Origin of the sequence: Pseudomonas sp. BIOMIG1BAC (assembly GCF_001705995.2) — a bacterium.
Lineage (GTDB): Bacteria > Pseudomonadota > Gammaproteobacteria > Pseudomonadales > Pseudomonadaceae > Aquipseudomonas > Aquipseudomonas sessilinigenes.
In genome coordinates this window covers 5747565-5769233 of sequence record NZ_CP049045.1, presented here as the reverse complement: position 1 = coordinate 5769233, position 21669 = coordinate 5747565, and the positions used below count along the sequence as shown (strand labels likewise).

General features: G+C 59.9%; 16 protein-coding genes. 11 read left to right on the top strand and 5 right to left on the bottom strand.

The window, feature by feature from the left end; genetic code table 11:
* Positions 1-64: 64 nt before the first annotated feature.
* Complete coding sequence (locus ATY02_RS26555) at positions 65-2524, top strand: EAL domain-containing protein (protein ID WP_068587665.1); 2460 nt, start codon at positions 65-67, stop codon at positions 2522-2524.
* A gap of 77 nt (positions 2525-2601) precedes the next feature.
* A complete protein-coding gene (locus tag ATY02_RS26550; RefSeq protein WP_416220695.1) occupies positions 2602-3354 on the top strand; it encodes a TenA family transcriptional regulator in 753 nt (250 codons plus the stop codon).
* Positions 3355-3417: 63 nt separating this feature from the next.
* Here the strand turns inward: ATY02_RS26550 and ATY02_RS26545 are convergent, their stop codons facing one another.
* The 5 genes from ATY02_RS26545 to ATY02_RS26525 form a co-directional block, all read right to left on the bottom strand.
* Positions 3418-4347 (bottom strand): GGDEF domain-containing protein, encoded by a 930-nt coding sequence (locus tag ATY02_RS26545; protein ID WP_068587668.1) that lies wholly within the window; start codon positions 4345-4347, stop codon positions 3418-3420.
* 368 nt (positions 4348-4715) lie between these two features.
* Complete coding sequence (locus ATY02_RS26540; RefSeq protein ID WP_068587670.1) at positions 4716-5456, bottom strand: YciK family oxidoreductase; 741 nt, start codon at positions 5454-5456, stop codon at positions 4716-4718.
* Positions 5457-5510: 54 nt separating this feature from the next.
* Positions 5511-6182 (bottom strand): N-acetylmuramic acid 6-phosphate phosphatase MupP, encoded by a 672-nt coding sequence (gene mupP / locus ATY02_RS26535; protein ID WP_068587672.1) that lies wholly within the window; start codon positions 6180-6182, stop codon positions 5511-5513.
* A 3-nt stretch (positions 6183-6185) separates the two neighbouring features.
* Entirely contained in the window at positions 6186-6884 is a 699-nt protein-coding gene (ubiG, locus tag ATY02_RS26530) for a bifunctional 2-polyprenyl-6-hydroxyphenol methylase/3-demethylubiquinol 3-O-methyltransferase UbiG (protein ID WP_068587673.1), read from the bottom strand.
* A 61-nt stretch (positions 6885-6945) separates the two neighbouring features.
* Entirely contained in the window at positions 6946-8277 is a 1332-nt protein-coding gene (locus ATY02_RS26525; RefSeq protein WP_068587675.1) for a TRZ/ATZ family hydrolase, read from the bottom strand.
* A gap of 110 nt (positions 8278-8387) precedes the next feature.
* On the opposite strand from ATY02_RS26525, the gene mtnA reads away from it, so the two are divergent.
* From mtnA to ihfB, 9 genes are all read left to right on the top strand, one after another.
* The gene (gene mtnA, locus ATY02_RS26520) at positions 8388-9464 is read left to right on the top strand and encodes an S-methyl-5-thioribose-1-phosphate isomerase (protein WP_068587676.1); all 1077 of its coding nucleotides are present in this window, start codon (positions 8388-8390) and stop codon (positions 9462-9464) included.
* Between the two features lie 354 nt (positions 9465-9818).
* Positions 9819-12485 carry a DNA gyrase subunit A gene (gyrA, locus tag ATY02_RS26515; protein ID WP_068587678.1) on the top strand — a complete coding sequence of 889 codons (2667 nt, stop codon included), beginning with the start codon at positions 9819-9821 and terminating at the stop codon, positions 12483-12485.
* A 64-nt stretch (positions 12486-12549) separates the two neighbouring features.
* Complete coding sequence (serC, locus tag ATY02_RS26510; protein ID WP_068587706.1) at positions 12550-13635, top strand: 3-phosphoserine/phosphohydroxythreonine transaminase; 1086 nt, start codon at positions 12550-12552, stop codon at positions 13633-13635.
* Positions 13635-14729 (top strand): prephenate dehydratase, encoded by a 1095-nt coding sequence (gene pheA / locus ATY02_RS26505; RefSeq protein ID WP_068587680.1) that lies wholly within the window; start codon positions 13635-13637, stop codon positions 14727-14729. The genes serC and pheA overlap by 1 nt, the downstream gene beginning before the upstream one ends.
* 10 nt (positions 14730-14739) lie before the next feature.
* The gene (gene hisC / locus ATY02_RS26500; RefSeq protein ID WP_068587682.1) at positions 14740-15852 is read left to right on the top strand and encodes a histidinol-phosphate transaminase; all 1113 of its coding nucleotides are present in this window, start codon (positions 14740-14742) and stop codon (positions 15850-15852) included.
* A gap of 28 nt (positions 15853-15880) precedes the next feature.
* Positions 15881-18088, top strand: coding sequence for a bifunctional prephenate dehydrogenase/3-phosphoshikimate 1-carboxyvinyltransferase (locus ATY02_RS26495; protein WP_068587683.1), 2208 nt, complete (start codon positions 15881-15883; stop codon positions 18086-18088).
* Entirely contained in the window at positions 18088-18774 is a 687-nt protein-coding gene (gene cmk, locus ATY02_RS26490) for a (d)CMP kinase (protein WP_068587685.1), read from the top strand. The genes ATY02_RS26495 and cmk overlap by 1 nt, the downstream gene beginning before the upstream one ends.
* 121 nt (positions 18775-18895) lie before the next feature.
* Positions 18896-20590, top strand: a complete 1695-nt coding sequence (gene rpsA / locus ATY02_RS26485) for a 30S ribosomal protein S1 (RefSeq protein ID WP_068587686.1) — start codon at positions 18896-18898, stop codon at positions 20588-20590.
* 393 nt (positions 20591-20983) lie between these two features.
* Positions 20984-21271, top strand: coding sequence for an integration host factor subunit beta (gene ihfB / locus ATY02_RS26480; RefSeq protein ID WP_068587689.1), 288 nt, complete (start codon positions 20984-20986; stop codon positions 21269-21271).
* Positions 21272-21669: the final 398 nt, after the last annotated feature.

Here is a 21669-nt window from a genome sequence, read left to right as displayed (position 1 = left end):
AATCTGTGCTGTCTGAGGCGGGACTACTGGGTGTTCATTTGGCAGTGCTGAAGCAAGGACCCTCATGAAGCAAAAGCGGACTTTCGCAACGCCACGGTTGTTGGGCATTGTCTGGCCCTTCATTGCGGTGGTGGTGTTCCAGGCACTATTAGGTGGCCTCAGCCTGTATGTCCTATCGGCTGTGCGTGGTTATGTCGCCGGCGAAAGCCTGTGGTCCAAGGGCCAGAAGGACGCCATCTACTACTTGAGCCTGTATGCGGACAGCCGCGACGAAGGCGCCTTCCTCAAATACCAGAATGCGATCGCCGTGCCCCAGGGCGGGCATGAGCTGCGCGTGGCCCTGGATCGCCAGCCGCCGGACCTGGAGGCTGCCCGCCTGGGGATTCTCAAAGGCGGCAATCACCCTGACGATGTTTCCAGCCTGATCTGGCTGTATCTCAATTTCCGCCATTTCAGCTACTTGGAAAAAGCCATCGACCGCTGGACCGTAGGGGACAGCTACCTGCTGCAACTGGATACGGTGGCGCGGGAGATGCACCGGGGCATCAGCGACAATACCGCCAGCGAAGCCGATATCCAGCGCTGGAAGAGTGAGATCTTTGCGATCAACGATGGCGTCACCCCGGCTGCCAAGGCTTTCAGCGATGCCTTGGGCGAGGGGTCACGGGTGATCCTGCGGCTGTTGCTGGTGACCAACCTGGCCACGGCGCTGATCCTGATCGCGCTGGCGTTGTTGCGTACCCATAAGCTGTTGGCGCAGCGTCATGCCTTCGCCAGTGCCCTGCAATTGGAAAAGGAGCGGGCGCAGATCACCTTGCAGTCCATCGGCGATGGAGTGATCACCACGGACGTCGAGGGGGCCATCGCCTACATGAACCCGGCCGCCGAGGAGTTGACCCGCTGGAAGGCCGAGCAGGCTGTGGGCCTGCCCTTGGCGGCGCTGTTCAGCGTGCTGGATGAAAATGCCCAGGCCGACGGTTTTGCCTTGATCGAACATATCCTCAGTGGCCGGCTCAGCGGTGGCAGCGAGCATTCCAAGCTGATCCAGCGCCTGGATGGCAGTACGGTCTCGGTGACTCTGGTCGGGGCACCGATCCGCAATGCCGGCAAGGTCAGCGGTGCGGTGCTGGTGCTGCATGACATGACCCAGGAGCGCCAGTACATCGCCAACCTGTCCTGGCAGGCGACCCATGATGCCCTGACCGGGCTGGCCAATCGCCGGGAATTCGAGTTCCGCCTGGAGCAGGCCCTGCACAACCTGGCGCGCCAGCCGGCCCGGCATGCACTGATGTTCCTGGATCTGGATCAGTTCAAGCTGGTCAACGATACCTGCGGCCATGCTGCCGGTGACGAGTTGCTGCGCCATATTTGCGCGCTGTTGCAATCGGGCCTGCGCGAAGGCGATACCCTGGCCCGGCTGGGTGGGGATGAGTTCGGCATCTTGCTTGAGAACTGCTCGCCGGAGGCCGCGGAGAAAATTGCCGAGGGCCTGCGCCAGACCGTGCAGAACCTGCATTTCGTCTGGAAGGGCCGGCCGTTCGTGACCACTGTGAGCATCGGCCTGGTGCATGTTGCGCAGACTCCAACGACCCTGGAGGCGTCTTTGCGCGCTGCCGACATGGCGTGCTACATGGCCAAGGAAAAGGGCCGTAATCGGGTGCAGGTCTATCATGCCGACGATTCGGAGCTGTCCCTGCGTTTTGGCGAGATGGCTTGGGTCCAGCGCTTGCACATGGCCCTGGAGGAGAACCGGTTCTGCCTTTACTCCCAGGAGATCACCGCCCTGGGGCATGTAGAGGGTGATACTGGACATGTCGAGATTCTCCTGCGCCTGCATGACGAGGCGGGCCGCATGATCCTCCCGGACAGCTTCATCCCGGCGGCCGAGCGCTATGGCTTGATGACAGCCCTGGATCGTTGGGTAGTACAGAATGTATTCAAGGTCATCGCCCAGTGCATCGAAGAGGGGCGCGAAGGTCCGATGGCGATGTGTGCGATCAATCTGTCCGGCATCACGATTGGCGATGACGAGTTCCTCGACTTCCTGCGCGAGCAGTTTGCCGCCTATGGCGTGCCGCCAAAGATGATCTGCTTCGAAATTACTGAAACCAGCGCAATCGCGAATCTGGGCAGTGCAATTCGTTTTATAAATGAACTCAAGGGCTTAGGTTGTCATTTTTCCCTGGATGACTTTTGTGCGGGAATGTCGTCGTTCGCTTATCTCAAACATTTGCCTGTAGACTTCCTAAAGATCGATGGAAGTTTCGTAAAGGATATGCTGGACGACCCGATTAACCGTGCCATGGTCGAAGTGATCAATCACATCGGGCATGTCATGGGTAAGCGCACGATTGCCGAGTTTGTCGAAACACCGCAGATCGAGCAGGCATTGCTCGAGATCGGCGTGGATTATGCTCAGGGCTACCTCATTGAGCGCCCGCAGTTGTTTACCTGTGACAGTTTGCAGTGTCGACCCGTGCGGCCACGGCCCCTGTTGTTCAAGGCGCCCGGCACGTTCCGTTGAAACCTCTTTTGGATCCATACATCACAATCAAAAGGAGCCCGACAGTGATCGACACATTCAGCCGAACCGGCCCGCTCATGGAAGCTGCCAGTTACCCCGCCTGGACCCAGCAATTGATCCAGGACTGCAGCGAGAGCAAGCGCCGCGTCGTAGAGCATGAGCTGTACCAGCGCATGCGGGATAACAAGCTCAGCCCGAAGGTCATGCGCCAGTACCTCATCGGCGGTTGGCCGGTGGTGGAGCAATTCGCCCTGTACATGGCGCAGAACCTGACCAAGACTCGCTTTGCCCGCCATCCAGGTGAGGACATGGCGCGCCGCTGGCTGATGCGCAACATTCGAGTCGAGCTCAATCATGCCGATTACTGGGTGCATTGGAGCCGGGCCCACGGGGTGACCCTGGAAGACCTGCAGGCGCAGCAGGTGCCACCGGAACTGCATGCGTTGAGCCATTGGTGCTGGCATACCAGCTCGGCGGACTCGTTGATCGTCGCCATTGCCGCCACCAACTACGCCATTGAAGGCGCCACTGGCGAGTGGTCGGCCCTGGTCTGCTCCAATGGCATCTATGCGGCCTCCTTCCCTGAGGACGATCGCAAGCGCGCCATGAAGTGGTTGAAGATGCATGCGCAATACGATGATGCCCATCCTTGGGAGGCACTGGAGATCATCGTGACCCTGGCGGGGCTGAATCCGAGCAAGGCCCTGCAAGTGGAACTGCGCCAGGCGATCTGCAAGAGCTATGACTACATGTACCTGTTCCTGGAGCGTTGCATGCAACTGGAGAAGGTCACGGTAACTCGCGAGCGCCTGGCGCTGGCCGAGGGCTGAGTCAGCAGTTGGCAGGCAAGATCGCCGCAAGCAACCGTGCTTGTGGCGATGTTTTCACCGCGTTCAGCCGGCCATCGCCAGTCGGTTGCGCCCTTCGCGCTTGGCGACGTACAGCGCACTGTCCGCACGGCGTAACAGGCTTTCGGCGGACTCTCCCGGCAATAGCGTTGCGCAGCCCAGGCTGACGGTCAGTTCGATGGGGCTGCCATTGTCGGCCCGATATTCCTGTACTTGGGTGGCATTGCGCAGGCGCTCTCCCACCATCGCCGCCGCTTCGCGACCGGTGTTGGACAACAGGACCAGGAACTCCTCCCCGCCAAATCGAAAGACCATGTCCACATTGCGCAATTGCCCCTTGATCGAGGCGGCAACGGCCTTGAGCACTTCATCGCCCGTGCTGTGGCCGTAGCTGTCGTTGATGCGCTTGAAGTGGTCGATATCCAGCATCAGGAGTGACAATGGCAGCAGGTGGCGGCGAGCCATTTCGATTTCCCGCTCCAGGGTCTGATCCATGGCGATGCGGTTGCCGGTATCGGTCAGCGGATCTCGCAGGGCGCTACGGGTTGCGGCGCGGTACAGCAGCGCATTGCGCATCGGGTACAGCAAGGTAGACAGCAATGATTCCAGGTGTGCCTGCTCGCTATCGCTGAAGCGCTGGTTGCGGCGAAAGAGCAGCTCGCCCATGGGCTCGCCTTCGTGGCTGAGGCTGTAGCTGATGGAGTGGTGCCCGCGCTGGCCGAATTCCAGGCGCAGATCGCTGGGAGCGTGCTGGTAGTGCAGGGCGTCCAGGGGGACCAGGCGTTGTACTTCGCGAAAGAACAGACCAAGGATGCGCTGCGGCTCCAGGCTGGTCTGCAATTGCAGGCCCAGTTGCTGGCGCAATTGCGCCAGGCTCACAGGCTGCTTGAGCAGTGGCGATTGTTGAGTAAAGCCCAGGCGTTGCAATTTGGCGCTGTCAAAGTCAATTGCGTTGTTCTGGGTGGGAATCTTCATCTGAGCTTGCGCCCCCTGAGCACGGTATAGGGTCTTACTGGCTGGGTGAGAGCGGCTCGGAGCTGCGCGTCGTACTGTTCCTTCAGTCCCGTAGGACAATCGCGCATATTTTATGCCGCTTCATCTCGGGCTTCCACGCCCCGATAAAAGCCGTTTTCCACGGTGCCAAGGCACGGTGTCTTGAGTGCTCTTAGAGCGAAACTCGTGCCATTCAGTTCAGATGAGTAAAACTCTTTTGAATTCAAATGCTTGAATTGCAGCTGAAAAATGCTGTCACCGTAGATGACATTTGTTTGGCTAAAACCTCGCAGGACGCGGGCTTTATCGAGGAGTCGCGACGGTATTCCGTCGCGACGAACGGTGGGGCGTTATTGTGCGTCGAAAGCCTGGCCATTGATGCCGGTGCTGTCCGGGCCCATCAGGTACAGGTAGACCGGCATGATTTCTTCGGGCATCGGGTTCTTGCTGGGGTTCTCGCCCGGGTAGGCCTGGGCCCGCATGCTGGTCCGGGTCGCGCCTGGGTTGATGCTGTTGGCACGTACCGGCGCCACGGTGTCCAGTTCGTCGGCCAGGGTCTGCATCAGGCCCTCGGTGGCGAACTTGGATACGCCATAGGCGCCCCAGTAGGCACGGCCCTTGCGACCCACGCTGCTGGAGGTGAAGACCACCGAGGCGTCCTGGGACAGCTTGAGCAGTGGCAGCAATGTGCTGGTCAGCATGAATGTGGCGTTGACGTTGACTTGCATGACTCGCATGAAGTTTTCCCCGGACAACTGTTCCAGCGGGGTACGCGGACCGATGATCGACGCATTGTGCAGCAGGCCGTCGAGGTGGCCGAACTCGGCTTCGATCATGGCTGCCAGTTCGTCGTACTGATGCGGCAGGGCAGTTTCCAGGTTGAATGGGATCACGGCCGGTTGCGGGTGCCCGGCGGCCTCGATGGCGTCGTAGACCTCGGTCAGGTTGGCTTCGGTCTTGCCGAGCAAGAGGACGGTAGCGCCATGGGCGGCGTAGGTCTTGGCGGCGGCGGCACCGATGCCGCGGCCGGCGCCGGTGACCAGGATGATCCGGTCCTTGAGCAGTTCGGGGCGAGCGGAGTAGTCAAACATAAAGGGACCTCAACAGAAATTGGAGCGTTCCCGGCGTTCGGCCGGACGTGCGGCTCAGCAGCTGCACAATGCGTTATCCAGGACCTGGCGCAGTTCCAGTGGGTGGTTGACCACCACGTCGGCGCCCCAGTGCCGGGGGTTGTCGTCCGGGTGGATGTAGCCATAGGTCACGGCAGCGGTCTTGGTGCCAGCATCGCGACCCGACTCGATGTCCCGCAGGTCATCGCCGACGAACAGGACGGTGGACGGGTCCAGGTCAAGCATCTTGCAGGCAAGGGTCAGTGGTTCGGGGTCCGGCTTGCTGTTTTTCACGTGATCCGGGCAGATCAGCAGGGCCGAGCGCTCGGCCAGTCCCAGCTGCTGCATGATTGGCTCGGCGAAACGCAGGGGCTTGTTGGTGACCACGCCCCACGTCAGGTTCGCTCGTTCGATGTCTTCCAGCAGCTCGCCCATGCCATCGAAGAGCCGGCTATGCACGGCGCAGTTCTCCAGGTAGCGCTCGAGAAACTCCTGGCGCAGCTCCTCGAAACCCGGGGATTGCGGGTCCATGGAGAAGGTCACGGCAACCATGGCCCGGGCTCCGCCGGAAATCTCGTCACGGATGTGCTGGTCGGCGATGGGCGGTAAGCCGCGGTCGCGGCGCATGCCCTGGCAAACGGCGATGAAATCCGGTGCGGTATCGAGCAGCGTGCCATCCATGTCGAAAAGAACGGCTCTGATGGCCATGTCTTACTCCTCTCGCAAAGTCTGGATCATGTAGTTGACGTCCACGTCCGCTGCCAGCTTGTAGTGCTTGGTCAGTGGGTTGTAGGTCAGGCCGATGATGTCCTTGACGGTCAGGCCGGCGGAGCGGCTCCAGGCACCCAGTTCGGAAGGGCGGATGAATTTCTTGAAGTCGTGGGTGCCGCGAGGCAGCAGCTTCATGATGTATTCGGCGCCGACGATGGCGAACAGGTAGGCCTTGGGGTTGCGGTTGATGGTGGAGAAGAACACCTGGCCGCCAGGCTTGACCATGCGAAAGCACGCGCGAATCACCGATGATGGGTCGGGAACGTGTTCGAGCATCTCCAGGCAGGTGACGACGTCGAACGCTCCAGGCATTTCCTCGGCCAGGGCCTCGGCGGTGATCTGCCGGTATTCGACGTTGACGCCGGACTCCAGCTGGTGCAGTTGGGCGACTGCCAGCGGGGCTTCGCCCATGTCGATGCCGGTGACTGTAGCGCCGCGCTGGGCCATGGCTTCGCTGAGGATGCCGCCGCCGCAGCCGACGTCCAGGACCTTCTTGCCGGCCAGGTTGACGCGTTCGTCGATCCAGTTGACTCGCAGTGGGTTGATGTCGTGCAGGGGCTTGAACTCGCTTTCGCGATCCCACCAGCGATGGGCCAGGGCTTCGAACTTGGCGATTTCGGCGTGGTCGACGTTGCTCATGGGTAATGCTCCAAAGCTAAAAAATCTTTGTATGGCCTCAAGCTTCAGCTCAAGGCCGGGGTTATTGGGCGTGTCCGCCGATGCGTTGGCCCCAGCTGCGGGCGGTTTCGCCAAGTTGTCGCTCATCCATCCGAGTCAGTTGCCGGTCATCCAGCAGCTGCTTGCCGGCTACCCACAGGTGCGCTACGCAATCGCGACCGGTGGCGTAGATCAGTTGCGACACCGGGTCGTAGATCGGTTGCTGGGCCAGGCCGGAGAGGTCGAATGCCACCAGATCCGCGGCCTTGCCGATTTCCAGGGAGCCCACCTCGGTCTCCAGGCCCATGGCCCTGGCACCGTTGAGGGTCGCCATGCGCAGGGCGCGATGGGCGTCCAGGGCCGTTGCCGAACCCGATACGGCCTTGGCCAGCAGCGCCGCTGTGCGGGTTTCGCCCAGCAGGTCGAGGTCGTTGTTGCTGGCGGCGCCGTCGGTGCCGACAGCGACATTGACCCCGGCTTGCCACAGGCGCTCCACCGGGCAGAAGCCGCTGGCCAGTTTCAGGTTTGATTCTGGGCAATGAATCACACTGGTATTGGTTTCTACCAGTAAAGCCAGGTCCTCATCGCTGATTTGAGTCATGTGAACGGCCTGGAAGCGTGGTCCCAGGAGTCCCAAGCGGGCAAGGCGGGCCAATGGCCGTTCGCCGCGCTGCTCCATGGCCTGCTGCACTTCGAACGCGGTTTCATGCACATGCATGTGGATCGAGGCGTCGAGTTCCTCGGCGATCATCCGGACTTTCTCCAGATTCTCATCGCCGACGGTGTAGGGGGCATGAGGGCCGAAGGTGATCCTGATGCGAGGGTGGTGCTTGAGGTCGGCGAACAGTTCCACGCCCTGGCGAATGGCTTCGTCGGCGTCATGGGCGCCGGGGATCGGGAAGTCCAGCACGGGGATGGCGATCTGGGCGCGGATGCCGCTGTTATGGACGCGTTCGCTGGCAACCTTGGGAAAGAAGTACATGTCGGAGAAGCAGGTGATGCCGCCTTTTATCTGTTCGGCGATCGCCAGGTCCGTGCCGTCGTGGACGAAGCTCTCATCGACCCATTTGGCTTCGGCGGGCCAGATGTGCTTCTCCAGCCAGGTCATCAATGGCAGGTCGTCGGCCAGGCCGCGAAACAGGGTCATGGCCGCATGCCCGTGGGCATTGACCAGTCCTGGGCTGAGCAGCATGCCCGGGAGTTCGCGCACTTCGCTGGCCTGCTGCTTCAGGGCTGCGCTGCGTGGGCCGATGAAGGCGATGCGACCATCGCGGATGCCCAGGCCATGTTCCTTGAGCACGACGCCAGCTGGCTCCACGGGCACCAGCCAGGTGGGCAGCAGCAGAAGGTCGAGCGCGGTTTCACGGTTCGGCATCGAGGATCGGTCCAGGGCTTTGCGAATAGAAGGATGGCGAAGTATACCCGAGCGTCTTCGCGGGGGGATCGCTATAATCGGCGGCTTTTGTCATGAGTACGGGGTGAGGGATGCGCGATCGTCTGTTGGCTGCGGAGAAGGTGAAGGCCATTGCTTGGCGAGATGGCACCCTGTATCTGCTCGATCAGCGAGCCTTGCCTCTTGAGGAGCGCTGGATCGCCTGCGACAGCGTCGGCGCAGTGATCGAGGCCATCGGCTCGATGGCGGTGCGCGGCGCGCCGGCCATTGGCATCAGCGCGGCCTATGGCGCGGTTCTGGCGGCCAGGGCGCGTTTTGCCGCGGGTGGCGATTGGGTCACGGCCTCGCAGGCGGATTTCCAGCGGTTGGCCGACGTACGCCCTACCGGGTTCAACCTCTCCTGGGCGGTGAATCGCATGAGCGAGCGCCTGGAGCGGGTCAAGGAGTGTGCCGACCCAGTGGCGGCCCTGGAGCAGGAAGCCCTGGAGATTCATGAAAGTGATCGCGAGGCGAACCTGACCATGGCCCAGTTTGGGGTCGAGCTGATTCGCAGGCACCAGGGCAATCCCCAGGCGCTGTTGACCCACAGCAATGCCGGAGGCCTTGCCACGGGTGGTTTTGGTACGGCCCTGGGGGTGATTCGCGCGGCGTGGCTGGAAGGCATGGTGGAGCGGGTGTATGTCAATGAAACCCGGCCTGGGCTGCAAGGCTCGCGCTTGACGGCCTGGGAGCTGGCCGGCGACGGTATTGCCGTGACCTTGAATGCTGATTCCGCCGCGGCACATATCATGAAGACCAAGGGGCCGACCTGGATGATCGTCGGTGCTGACCGGATCGCTGCCAACGGAGATGTGGCCAGCAAGATCGGTACCTACCAGCTGGCGGTCAATGCCATGCATCACGGTGTGCGCTTCATGGTGGTGGCGCCCAGTTCGAGCATCGACATGGGGCTGGCCAGTGGCGAAGACATCGTCCTCGAGGAGCGCGATGCCCGGGAGCTGCTAGAGCTGGATGGCAAGCGGGTGGGGCCTGAAGTCGAGGTCTTCAATCCGGTGTTCGACGTTACACCTGCGGACCTGATCGACGCGATCGTCACTGAAAAGGGCGTAGTCGAGCGTCCGGATGCGGCCAAGCTGGCCCAGTTGATGTGCCGCAAGCGCTTGCATTGAGACCTGGGAGCCAGGTGGTCGATTCAGGCTCGTGGGAATAGCTGCCAGGTGGGTAAAAAACCTCATGAATAGGGGCGAGTTGGGTCTCTGAGCGCCTGTCGTCCCTTATCAGGCGGTCACCGGTCAACTAACTATGCTCCATGCGCATCAGGGGGATAGGTGCGTGGCGGCGATTGTGATAACATCCGGCGGTTTCCAAGGCGGTTCGACGCGACCGCCTCTACTGCGCAAATCCATGGCATAACTTGTTGATTTGTCGTAAGTCGGTGCATGGCACTAGGCCTGCAGCGGCGAGCTTCGTTCGTCCTGTCTGGATGTGGCGAAGTTTCACCAGAAAAAGGAATCAGGCTTCTCATGGGCGAACTGGCCAAAGAAATCCTACCGGTCAATATCGAAGACGAGCTGAAACAGTCCTACCTCGACTACGCAATGAGCGTAATCGTCGGGCGGGCACTGCCTGATGCGCGCGATGGCTTGAAGCCCGTGCACCGGCGTGTGCTGTACGCGATGAGCGAGCTCGGTAACGACTGGAACAAGCCGTACAAGAAATCTGCCCGTGTGGTCGGTGACGTGATCGGTAAGTATCACCCGCACGGCGATACCGCTGTATACGACACCATTGTCCGCATGGCCCAGCCATTCTCCCTGCGCTACCTGCTGGTAGACGGCCAGGGCAACTTCGGTTCGGTGGACGGCGACAACGCGGCGGCCATGCGATACACCGAAGTGCGCATGACCAAGCTGGCGCACGAGCTGCTGGCCGACCTGCACAAGGAAACCGTGGACTGGGTGCCGAACTACGACGGCACCGAACTGATCCCCGCGGTCATGCCGACCAAGATCCCCAACCTGTTGGTCAACGGCTCCAGCGGCATCGCCGTGGGCATGGCGACCAACATTCCGCCGCACAACCTCGGCGAAGTCATCGACGGCTGCCTGGCGCTGATCGATAACCCCGAGCTGACGGTCGATGACCTGATGCAGTACATCCCGGGGCCGGATTTCCCGACCGCGGCGATCATCAACGGTCGCGAAGGCATCATCGAGGCCTATCGCACCGGTCGCGGCCGTATCTACATGCGCGCCCGCTCGACTGTCGAGGACATCGACAAGGTCGGCGGTCGCCAGCAGATCGTCATTACCGAACTGCCTTATCAGCTCAACAAGGCACGCTTGATCGAGAAGATCGCCGAGCTGGTCAAGGAGAAGAAGCTCGAAGGCATCACCGAGTTGCGCGATGAGTCCGACAAGGACGGTATGCGCGTGGTGATCGAGTTGCGTCGTGGCGAAGTTCCGGAGGTGGTCCTCAATAACCTCTACGCCCAGACCCAGCTGCAGAGCGTGTTCGGTATCAACATCGTTGCGCTGATCGATGGCCGTCCGCGGATCCTCAACTTGAAGGATCTGCTGGAAGCGTTCGTCCGCCATCGTCGCGAAGTGGTCACCCGGCGTACCGTATTCGAGCTGCGCAAGGCCCGTGAGCGTGGCCATATCCTCGAAGGCCAGGCGGTTGCCCTGTCCAACATCGATCCGGTCATTGCCCTGATCAAGGCGTCGCCGACGCCGTCGGAAGCCAAGGAAGCGCTGGTCAGCACGCCTTGGGAGTCGAGTGCGGTAATGACCATGGTGGAGCGTGCTGGCGCGGACTCGTGCCGTCCGGAAAACCTCGACCCGCAGTATGGCCTGCGCGATGGCAAGTACTTCCTGTCCCCGGAGCAGGCGCAAGCCATCCTGGAGTTGCGCTTGCACCGCCTGACTGGCCTGGAGCATGAGAAGCTGCTGGCCGAGTACCAGGAGATCCTCAATCAGATCGGCGAGCTGATCCGCATCCTCAACAGCGCTACGCGCTTGATGGAAGTGATCCGTGAGGAACTGGAAGTGATTCGCGCCGAGTACGGCGATGTGCGCCGCACCGAGATTCTCGATGCGCGCCTCGACCTGACCCTGGGCGACATGATTCCGGAAGAAGAGCGCGTGGTGACCATTTCCCACGGCGGCTATGCCAAGACCCAGCCGTTGGCGGCCTACCAGGCCCAGCGCCGTGGTGGCAAGGGCAAGTCGGCCACTGGCGTCAAGGATGAGGACTACATCGCTCACTTGCTGGTCGCCAACAGCCATACCACGCTGTTGCTGTTCTCCAGCAAGGGCAAGGTGTACTGGCTCAAGACCTACGAGATCCCAGAAGCCTCCCGCGCGGCTCGTGGCCGTCCGTTGGTGAACCTGCTGCCATTGGACGATGGCGAGTACATCACCACCATGTTGCCGGTGGAGGAGTACACCCAAGGTCATTACATCTTCATGGCTACCGCTAACGGTACGGTGAAGAAGACACCGCTTGAGTCCTTCAGTCGTCAACGCAGCGTCGGCTTGATTGCCCTGGAACTGGACGAGGGCGATGTGTTGATCAGCGCTGCGATCACCGATGGCGAGCGTGAAGTCATGCTGTTCTCCGACGGCGGCAAGGTAACGCGCTTCAAGGAGTCCGATGTCCGCGCCATGGGGCGTACCGCTCGCGGCGTACGCGGCATGCGCCTGGCAGAAGGCCAGAAGTTGATCTCCATGTTGATTCCGGAAGAGGGCAGCCAGATCCTGACCGCTTCCGAGCGTGGTTTCGGCAAGCGTACCGCCATCACCGAGTTCCCCGAGTACAAGCGTGGCGGGCAGGGCGTTATCGCCATGGTCAGCAACGAGCGTAACGGTCGTCTGGTCGGTGCGGTGCAGGTGCTGGACGGAGAGGAGATCATGCTGATTTCCGATCAGGGTACCCTCGTGCGTACCCGTGTCGACGAAGTGTCGAGCCTGGGCCGTAATACCCAAGGCGTGACCCTGATCAAGCTGGCCAACGACGAGACCCTGGTAGGCCTTGAGCGCGTGCAGGAACCTTCGGAAATCGAGGGTGACGAGCTGGAAGGCGAGGAGGGCGGTGACTTCGAGGAAGCTGCGCAGCGTACGGCAGCCGAGTCGGATGAGGCCAGCGATGGCCAGGCAGGTGCCGCAGCCGAAGAAGAGTCGCAAGACTAAATAAATCGTAGCAGGGCAGAGTGTTTGCTCTGTCCGCTACCGTGAATGCATAGCGAGAGTGGATGTGAGCAAACGAGCCTATAACTTCTGCGCAGGTCCCGCTGCGCTACCTGAAGCTGTCCTGTTGCGTGCCCAGGCCGAATTGCTGGATTGGCATGGCAAGGGCCTGTCGGTCATGGAGATGAGCCATCGCAGCGATGAGTTCGTCTCCATCGCCACCAAGGCCGAGCAGGACCTGCGTGACCTGCTGGATATCCCCTCGAACTATAAAGTGCTGTTTCTGCAAGGCGGCGCCAGCCAGCAGTTTGCCCAGATTCCCCTGAACCTGTTGCCTGAAGGCGGCAAGGCCGACTATGTCGACACCGGCATCTGGTCGCAGAAAGCCATCGAGGAAGCCTCTCGCTATGGCCAGGTGAATGTGGCGGCCAGCGCCAAGCCCTACGATTACTTCTCGATTCCGGGGCAGGACGAGTGGCAGTTGTCGAAAGATGCGGCCTATGTGCATTACGCGCCGAACGAAACCATCGGTGGCCTGGAGTTCAGCTGGATTCCAGAAACCGGTGAGGTTCCGTTGGTGGCCGACATGTCCTCCGACATCCTCTCGCGTCCTGTGGATATCTCTCGCTTCGGCATGATCTATGCCGGTGCGCAGAAGAACATCGGCCCTAGCGGCATCCTGGTGAACATCATTCGTGAAGACTTGCTGGGACGTGCCCGGCCGTTGTGCCCGACCATGCTCGATTACAAGGTCGCGGCGGATAACGGTTCGATGTACAACACTCCGCCGACCCTGGCCTGGTACCTGTCCGGCCTGGTATTCGAATGGCTCAAGGAGCAGGGTGGGGTGCAGGCCATTGCCAAGCTCAATGACGTCAAGCAGCGCACCCTGTACGACTTCATCGATGCCAGCGGCCTGTACAGCAACCCGATCAACAAGGCCGATCGTTCGTGGATGAACGTACCGTTCCGCCTGGCCGATGACCGCCTGGACAAGCCGTTCCTCGCCGGCGCGGACGCGCGTGGCCTGTTGAACCTCAAGGGCCATCGCTCGGTGGGTGGCATGCGGGCTTCCATCTACAACGCCGTGGACATCAATGCGGTCAACGCGCTGGTGACCTACATGGCGGAGTTCGAGAAGGAACATGGCTGATGTCTGAGCAAGAACTCAAGGCCTTGCGCCTGCGCATTGATGCCCTGGACGAAAAGGTCCTGGAGCTGATCAGTGAGCGTGCGCGGTGCGCCCAGGAAGTCGCCCGGGTCAAGATGGCTACCCTGACGGAAGGCGAGTCCCCGGTGTTTTATCGTCCCGAGCGCGAGGCCCAGGTTCTCAAGCGGGTGATGGAGCGTAACCAGGGCCCGCTGGACAACGAAGAAATGGCGCGGCTGTTCCGTGAAATCATGTCTTCTTGCCTGGCGCTCGAGCAGCCGCTGAAAGTGGCGTACCTCGGTCCTGAGGGGACCTTTACCCAGGCGGCGGCGATGAAGCACTTCGGCCATGCGGTGATCAGCAAGCCGATGGCTGCGATCGACGAAGTGTTTCGCGAGGTGGCGGCTGGTGCCGTCAACTTTGGCGTGGTGCCTGTGGAAAACTCCACCGAAGGCGCGGTTAACCACACGCTCGATAGCTTCCTCGAGCATGACATGGTGATTTGCGGTGAGGTGGAGTTGCGTATCCACCATCACCTTCTGGTGGGCGAGAACACCAAGACCGACAGCATCAGTCGTATCTACTCCCATGCCCAGTCCCTGGCCCAGTGCCGCAAGTGGCTGGACTCGCACTATCCGAATGTCGAGCGTGTGGCGGTATCGAGCAACGCCGAGGCGGCCAAGCGAGTCAAGGGCGAATGGAACTCGGCGGCGATCGCCGGTGACATGGCGGCGAGCCTTTACGGCCTGACTCGTCTGGCCGAGAAGATCGAGGATCGTCCGGACAACTCCACGCGCTTTCTGATGATCGGTAGCCAGGAGGTGCCGCCGACTGGCGACGACAAGACATCGATCATCGTCTCCATGAGCAACAAGCCGGGTGCATTGCACGAGCTGCTGGTGCCGTTTCACGACAACGGTATCGACCTGACGCGAATCGAGACCCGTCCTTCGCGTAGCGGCAAATGGACCTATGTGTTCTTCATCGACTTCGTCGGCCACCACCGCGACCCGCTGGTCAAGGGTGTGCTGGAGAAGATCAGTCAGGAAGCAGTGGCACTCAAGGTGCTGGGTTCCTACCCGAAAGCGGTTCTCTGAGGCTTAAACAATGAGTGGCGACTTCCTCGCCCTGGCGCAGCCAGGCGTGCAACAACTTTCGCCGTACGTTCCGGGCAAGCCCGTGGACGAACTGGCCCGTGAGCTGGATATCGATCCGGCGACCATCGTCAAGCTGGCGAGCAACGAGAACCCGCTGGGTGCCAGTCCCAAGGCCCTGGCTGCGATCCGCGAGGAGCTGGCCGAGCTGACCCGCTATCCGGATGGCAACGGTTTCGCTCTCAAGTCCCTGTTGGCCCAGCGCTGCGGTATCGAGGTCGAGCAGGTGACCCTGGGCAATGGCTCCAACGACATTCTCGAACTGGTCGCTCGCGCCTACCTGGCCCCGGGCCTGAACGCGGTATTCAGCGAGCATGCTTTTGCTGTCTACCCGATTGTCACCCAGGCGGTGGGTGCCCAGGCGAAGGTGGTCCCGGCCAAGGACTGGGGGCACGACCTGCCCGCCATGCTCAGGGCTATCGATGGGCAAACCCGGGTGGTGTTCATTGCCAACCCCAACAACCCGACGGGGACTTGGTTCGATGCCGAGTCCCTGGACGAGTTTCTCCAGGATGTGCCGGCCCATGTGCTGGTGGTGCTGGACGAGGCCTATATCGAATACGCCGAGGGCAGTGACTTGCCCGATGGACTGGATTTCCTGGCGGCTTACCCGAACCTGCTGGTGTCGCGGACCTTCTCCAAGGCCTATGGCCTTGCGGCCCTGCGGGTCGGCTATGGGCTCTCGACCGCAGTTGTGGCGGATGTGCTCAATCGGGTGCGTCAGCCCTTCAACGTCAATAGCCTCGCCCTGGCGGCGGCTTGCGCGGCGCTGCAAGACGAGGAGTACCTGGCTGAAAGTCGTCGCTTGAACGAGGCCGGCATGCATCAGCTGCAGGCGGGGTTCCGTGACCTGGGGCTGAGCTGGATTGCGTCCAAGGGCAACTTCGTCGCCGTGGACCTGGGACGCGAGGCGGCCCCGGTGTTCCAAGGGTTGTTGCGTGAGGGTGTGATCGTGCGTCCTGTGGCCAATTACGGGATGCCCAACCACCTGCGGGTGACCATTGGCCTGCCAGCGGAAAATACTCGCTTCCTTGAGGCCCTGGCCAAGGTCATGGCCCGTGGTTGATGTCATTCCAATGCAATCTGCTGTACCTATGATCGGTCGCCTGGTGGTGATTGGCCTCGGCTTGATTGGCGGCTCGTTTGCCAAGGGCTTGCGTGAAAGTGGCATGTGCCGCGAAGTTGTTGGTGTCGACCTGGATCCCCAGTCCCGTCGGTTGGCGGTCGAGCTGGGGGTGGTGGACCGCTGTGAGGAAGACCTCGCCCTGGCTTGCCAGGGGGCCGATGTCATTCAACTGGCAGTGCCGATCCTGGCCATGGAGAAGCTGCTGGGCAAGCTGGCTGGCATGGACCTGGGGCGGGCGGTGCTGACCGATGTCGGCAGTGCCAAGGGTAATGTGGTGCGGGCGGCTACCGAGGCCTTTGGCGGCATGCCTGCGCGTTTTGTGCCCGGGCACCCGATCGCCGGTTCCGAGCAAAGCGGTGTCGAGGCTTCCAATGCTCAGCTGTTTCGTCGGCACAAGGTAATCCTGACGCCGCTGGCGCAGACCGATCCGCTGGCGCTGGCTCTGGTCGATGGGCTGTGGCGTGAATTGGGGGCAGATGTCGAACATATGCAGGTCCAGCGTCATGACGAAGTTCTGGCTGCAACCAGCCATCTGCCGCATTTGCTGGCATTTGGCCTGGTCGACTCGCTGGCCAAGCGCAGTGAAAATCTCGACATCTTCCGTTACGCTGCCGGCGGGTTCCGCGATTTCACCAGAATCGCCGGCAGTGACCCGGTCATGTGGCACGACATCTTTCTCGCTAATCGCGAAGCGGTCCTGCGCACACTCGATACATTTCGCAATGACCTCGACGCCTTGCGCGACGCGGTCGATACAGGGGACGGGCACCAGCTGTTGGGCGTATTCACTCGCGCCCGGGTAGCCCGCGAGCATTTCGGCAAAATCCTGGCCCGTCGGGCCTATGTGGACGCTATGAACTCCAACGATATGATTTTCCTGGCAAATCCTGGTGGCCGCCTGAGTGGGCGGATTCGCGTACCAGGTGACAAATCGATTTCCCATCGCTCGATCATGCTCGGCTCCTTGGCCGAGGGCACCACTGAAGTCGAGGGTTTCCTCGAAGGTGAAGATGCTCTGGCCACGCTGCAGGCTTTTCGCGACATGGGCGTGGTTATCGAAGGCCCGCATCACGGCCGAGTGACCATCCACGGCGTTGGCCTGCATGGCTTGAAGCCAGCGCCAGGGCCGATCTACCTGGGTAACTCCGGTACATCGATGCGCCTGCTTTCCGGTTTGTTGGCGGCGCAAACATTCGATAGCACCCTGACTGGCGACCCGTCGCTGTCCAAGCGTCCGATGAATCGTGTGGCCAACCCGTTGCGGGAAATGGGTGCGGTAATCGAGACGGCGGCCGAAGGTCGTCCTCCGATGGTGATTCGTGGCGGGCACAAGCTCAAGGGCTTGACCTACACCTTGCCGATGGCCAGCGCCCAGGTGAAATCCTGCCTGCTATTGGCGGGGCTGTATGCCGAAGGCAAGACCACTGTGACCGAGCCAGCGCCGACTCGCGACCATACCGAGCGCATGCTGCGCGGCTTCGGTTATTCGGTGGATGTCGAAGGGGCGACCGCCTCGGTGGCCTCCGGTGGCAAGCTTAAGGCTACCCATATCGAGGTGCCGGCGGATATCTCCTCCGCGGCCTTCTTCCTGGTGGCCGCTTCGATCGCCGAGGGCTCCGAACTGGTGCTGGAGCATGTGGGGATCAACCCGACTCGTACCGGAGTCATCGACATCCTGCGCTTGATGGGGGCCGACATTCGCCTGGAAAACCAGCGTGAAGTGGGTGGCGAACCGGTTGCAGACTTGCATGTGCGCGCAGCCAAGCTCAAGGGGATCGAGATTCCGGAGGAATTGGTCCCGCTGGCGATCGACGAGTTCCCGGTACTGTTCGTCGCGGCCGCCTGTGCCGAAGGGCGCACGGTGTTGCGTGGGGCTGAGGAGCTGCGGGTCAAGGAGTCCGATCGTATCCAGGTCATGGCCGACGGCTTGCTCACGCTGGGCGTCAAATGCGAACCGACGCCGGATGGCATTATCATCGATGGTGGCCAGATTGGCGGCGGTGAAGTCCATGGTCATGGCGATCACCGAATTGCCATGGCGTTCAGTGTGGCCTCGCTGCGTGCCAACGCGCCAATTCGCATCCATGATTGCGCCAACGTCTCCACTTCTTTCCCTAACTTCCTCGCGCTTTGCGCCGAGGTTGGTATTCGTGTCGCGCAAGAGGCCCAGTCGTGATGAGCAAGGCCCCTGTAATTACCATCGATGGGCCTAGCGGTTCGGGCAAGGGCACCATCGCTGGCAAGCTGGCCGAGCATTTGGGCTGGTGCCTGCTGGATTCTGGTGCCTTGTATCGATTGTTGGCGTTCGCTGCGCGTAATCATGGGGTCGACCTGACCAATGAAGAGTCGTTGAAGCTGTTGGCGGCTCACCTGGACGTTCAGTTTCTTGGTGCGACCGAAAGCCATCCGCAACGGATCATCCTGGAAGGCGACGATGTGACCGACGACCTGCGTAATGAGCAGGTCGGTGCCTGGGCTTCTCAGGTTGCGGCTCTACCAGCGGTACGCGAGGCGCTGTTGCAGCGGCAACGGGCTTTTCGCGAACTGCCGGGGCTGGTGGCCGATGGACGTGACATGGGAACGGTGGTGTTTCCCGATGCGCCATTGAAGATTTTCCTGACGGCCAGTGCCGAGGAGCGTGCACGCCGCCGCTACTTGCAGTTGAAGGGAAAAGTCGATGGTGTTAGTCTGTCGAGTCTGCTAGATGAGATTCGTGAGCGCGATGAGCGCGACACCCAGCGAGCCGTGGCCCCGCTTAAACCAGCGGTGGACGCTATTCAGCTGGACTCCACGGAGTTATCCATCGATCAGGTGTTGCAACGCATCTTGAGCGAAATCGCTATTCGCGATATCGCCGGGTGAACAAGGAAGGTCGCGGGGGACCAGTCATAGTCCTGCGATCTTTCTTTTATATGAACGTAACCCACATTGTCTGGAATGTGGCAGATGGGCGGATTCTTCGCCCTCATCAACAGGAATTAAAATGAGCGAAAGCTTTGCGGAACTCTTTGAAGAAAGCCTAAAAACCCTGAACCTTCAGGCAGGCTCCATCATCACCGGTGTTATCGTCGACATCGACTACCAAGCGCGTTGGGTAACCGTACACGCTGGTCTGAAGTCTGAAGCGCTGATCCCGCTTGAGCAGTTCTACAACGATGCTGGCGACCTGTCCATCAATGTTGGTGATGAAGTTCACGTTGCTCTGGATTCGGTTGAAGACGGCTTTGGTGAAACCAAGCTCTCCCGTGAAAAAGCCAAGCGCGCTGAATGCTGGATCGTTCTGGAAGCAGCCTTCGCAGCCGAAGAAGTGGTCAAGGGCGTTATCAACGGTAAGGTTAAGGGCGGCTTCACTGTCGACGTTAACGGCATCCGTGCGTTCCTGCCAGGTTCTCTGGTTGATGTCCGTCCAGTGCGCGATACCACGCACCTGGAAGGCAAAGAGCTCGAGTTTAAAGTCATCAAACTTGACCAGAAGCGCAACAACGTTGTCGTTTCCCGTCGTAGCGTCCTCGAAGCCGAGAACTCCGCTGAGCGTGAAGCTCTGCTGGAATCCCTGCAGGAAGGCCAGCAAGTCAAAGGTATCGTCAAGAACCTCACCGACTACGGTGCATTCGTTGATCTGGGCGGCGTCGACGGCCTGCTGCACATCACCGACATGGCTTGGAAGCGCATCAAGCACCCATCCGAAATCGTCAACGTTGGCGACGAGATCGATGTCAAGGTTCTGAAGTACGATCGCGAGCGCAATCGTGTTTCCCTGGGCCTGAAGCAACTGGGCGAAGATCCGTGGGTTGCCATCAAGGCTCGTTACCCAGAAAGCACCCGCGTTACCGCTCGTGTAACCAACCTGACCGACTACGGCTGCTTCGCTGAGCTGGAAGAGGGCGTTGAAGGCCTGGTACACGTTTCGGAAATGGACTGGACCAACAAGAACATCCACCCTTCGAAAGTCGTACAAGTCGGCGACGAAGTGGAAGTTATGGTTCTGGACATCGACGAAGAGCGTCGTCGTATCTCCCTCGGCATCAAGCAGTGCAAGTCCAACCCATGGGAAGACTTCTCTGGCCAGTTCAACAAGGGCGACAAGATCTCCGGCACCATCAAGTCGATCACCGATTTCGGTATCTTCATTGGTCTGGACGGCGGCATCGACGGTCTGGTTCACCTGTCCGACATCTCCTGGAACGAAGTGGGCGAAGAAGCCGTACGTCGCTTCAAGAAGGGCGACGAGCTGGACACCGTCATCCTGTCTGTTGACCCAGAGCGTGAGCGCATTTCCCTGGGTATCAAGCAGCTGGAAAGCGATCCGTTCTCCGAGTACGTACAAGAGAACGATAAAGGCGCAATCGTTAAGGGTGTTGTGAAAGAAGTTGACGCCAAAGGCGCCATCATCACCCTGGCCAACGATATCGAAGCTACTCTGAAAGCCTCTGAAATCAGCCGTGACCGCATTGAAGATGCGCGTAACGTCCTGAAGGAAGGCGAAGAAGTTGAAGCCAAGATCATCAGCGTTGACCGTAAGAGCCGTGTAATCCAGCTCTCGATCAAGTCGAAAGACGTTGAAGACGAGAAAGAAGCTATCCAAAGCCTGCGCGACAAGCCAGCTACTTCGGATATCGCTGCTGGTCCTACCACTCTGGGTGACCTGCTGCGTGCACAAATGGAAAAGCAGAACTAAGTTCTACTTGACCATAAAAAGGGCGACTTCGGTCGCCCTTTTTTTGTGCTTTTTTTTCGTCCTGAATGGGCCTGCCCTAAATCCCTTGCTACAGAGGACTACAGGCTTGGTAGCGACGTAAGCAGTAGTGTGCCGGGGTAAATCTATTTTCAGGGCTAAATGGATTTTTTGGAGGGATGCACGGCTCAATGCTGTGGCGGTTGTTGTATCTCTTTCAGGTTGCGATATTTCTCCAGTGTTGGCTCGTAGAAAAACTGGTTCTGGACTGACTACAGCTCTACAGGTAAGTCCTCTTTATCGAAGATAAGTCGATCCTGGGCTGTTCAAATTAATCTGGTCATGCTAAAACCTTCGGTGTGCTTTTCCTAGCTGCTTGAAAAAGAAGGGAAAAATATGACGAAGTCGGAGTTGATCGAGCGAATTGTCACCCATCAAGGGCTTCTCTCATCCAAAGACGTTGAGCTGGCCATCAAAACCATGCTTGAGCAAATGTCCCAGTGCCTGGCCACTGGTGATCGAATCGAAATTCGTGGCTTTGGCAGTTTCTCATTACACTACCGCGCTCCTCGTGTAGGTCGTAACCCCAAGACTGGGCAATCTGTCAGCCTTGATGGAAAATTTGTTCCTCACTTTAAACCGGGAAAAGAACTGCGTGATCGGGTCAATGAGGATGAGGAGTAGGCAGCGCTTTAGTTTGAAGGGGCGCTATGCGTAGCTTGCCTTCGTTGCATCTTTTTTAAGTAATTATTTTTTGAACCAATGACTTCATATTTCACCTGGATGTGCATTGCCTTGTGCTCTGTTGCAGAATAGCAGGCGCAACTTCCAGTTCCTTTTCAGCTTGAGGCGGCCTCACGGTTGCAATGTAAAGCGCTCAGAACACTCATCCAGTGACGAAAACGTTTAAAGGCCCAGAATAACGCTCAGATAGTGATGGCGTTTTCATTGGTTTTATATGAGGAAATATCGACCGGCACTGGTAGTACTATATGGCAAGGGAGGTTTGGCAAAAAATTGATAAAGTTTAAACCCATAGTCCTTGTGTATTAATTCAATGAAAAAGAAAAGATATAGCATGC

Excerpts from the sequence above, each read along its gene's own strand:
- ATY02_RS26555 (WP_068587665.1), top strand. The coding sequence starts at position 65 with ATGAAGCAAAAGCGGACTTTCGCAACGCCACGGTTGTTGGGCATTGTC.
- ATY02_RS26550 (WP_416220695.1), top strand. The coding sequence starts at position 2,602 with ATGGAAGCTGCCAGTTACCCCGCCTGGACCCAGCAATTGATCCAGGAC.
- ATY02_RS26545 (WP_068587668.1), bottom strand. The coding sequence starts at position 4,347 with ATGAAGATTCCCACCCAGAACAACGCAATTGACTTTGACAGCGCCAAA.
- ATY02_RS26540 (WP_068587670.1), bottom strand. The coding sequence starts at position 5,456 with ATGTTTGACTACTCCGCTCGCCCCGAACTGCTCAAGGACCGGATCATC.
- mupP (WP_068587672.1), bottom strand. The coding sequence starts at position 6,182 with ATGGCCATCAGAGCCGTTCTTTTCGACATGGATGGCACGCTGCTCGAT.
- ubiG (WP_068587673.1), bottom strand. The coding sequence starts at position 6,884 with ATGAGCAACGTCGACCACGCCGAAATCGCCAAGTTCGAAGCCCTGGCC.
- ATY02_RS26525 (WP_068587675.1), bottom strand. The coding sequence starts at position 8,277 with ATGCCGAACCGTGAAACCGCGCTCGACCTTCTGCTGCTGCCCACCTGG.
- mtnA (WP_068587676.1), top strand. The coding sequence starts at position 8,388 with ATGCGCGATCGTCTGTTGGCTGCGGAGAAGGTGAAGGCCATTGCTTGG.
- gyrA (WP_068587678.1), top strand. The coding sequence starts at position 9,819 with ATGGGCGAACTGGCCAAAGAAATCCTACCGGTCAATATCGAAGACGAG.
- pheA (WP_068587680.1), top strand. The coding sequence starts at position 13,635 with ATGTCTGAGCAAGAACTCAAGGCCTTGCGCCTGCGCATTGATGCCCTG.
- hisC (WP_068587682.1), top strand. The coding sequence starts at position 14,740 with ATGAGTGGCGACTTCCTCGCCCTGGCGCAGCCAGGCGTGCAACAACTT.
- ATY02_RS26495 (WP_068587683.1), top strand. The coding sequence starts at position 15,881 with ATGATCGGTCGCCTGGTGGTGATTGGCCTCGGCTTGATTGGCGGCTCG.
- cmk (WP_068587685.1), top strand. The coding sequence starts at position 18,088 with ATGAGCAAGGCCCCTGTAATTACCATCGATGGGCCTAGCGGTTCGGGC.
- rpsA (WP_068587686.1), top strand. The coding sequence starts at position 18,896 with ATGAGCGAAAGCTTTGCGGAACTCTTTGAAGAAAGCCTAAAAACCCTG.
- ihfB (WP_068587689.1), top strand. The coding sequence starts at position 20,984 with ATGACGAAGTCGGAGTTGATCGAGCGAATTGTCACCCATCAAGGGCTT.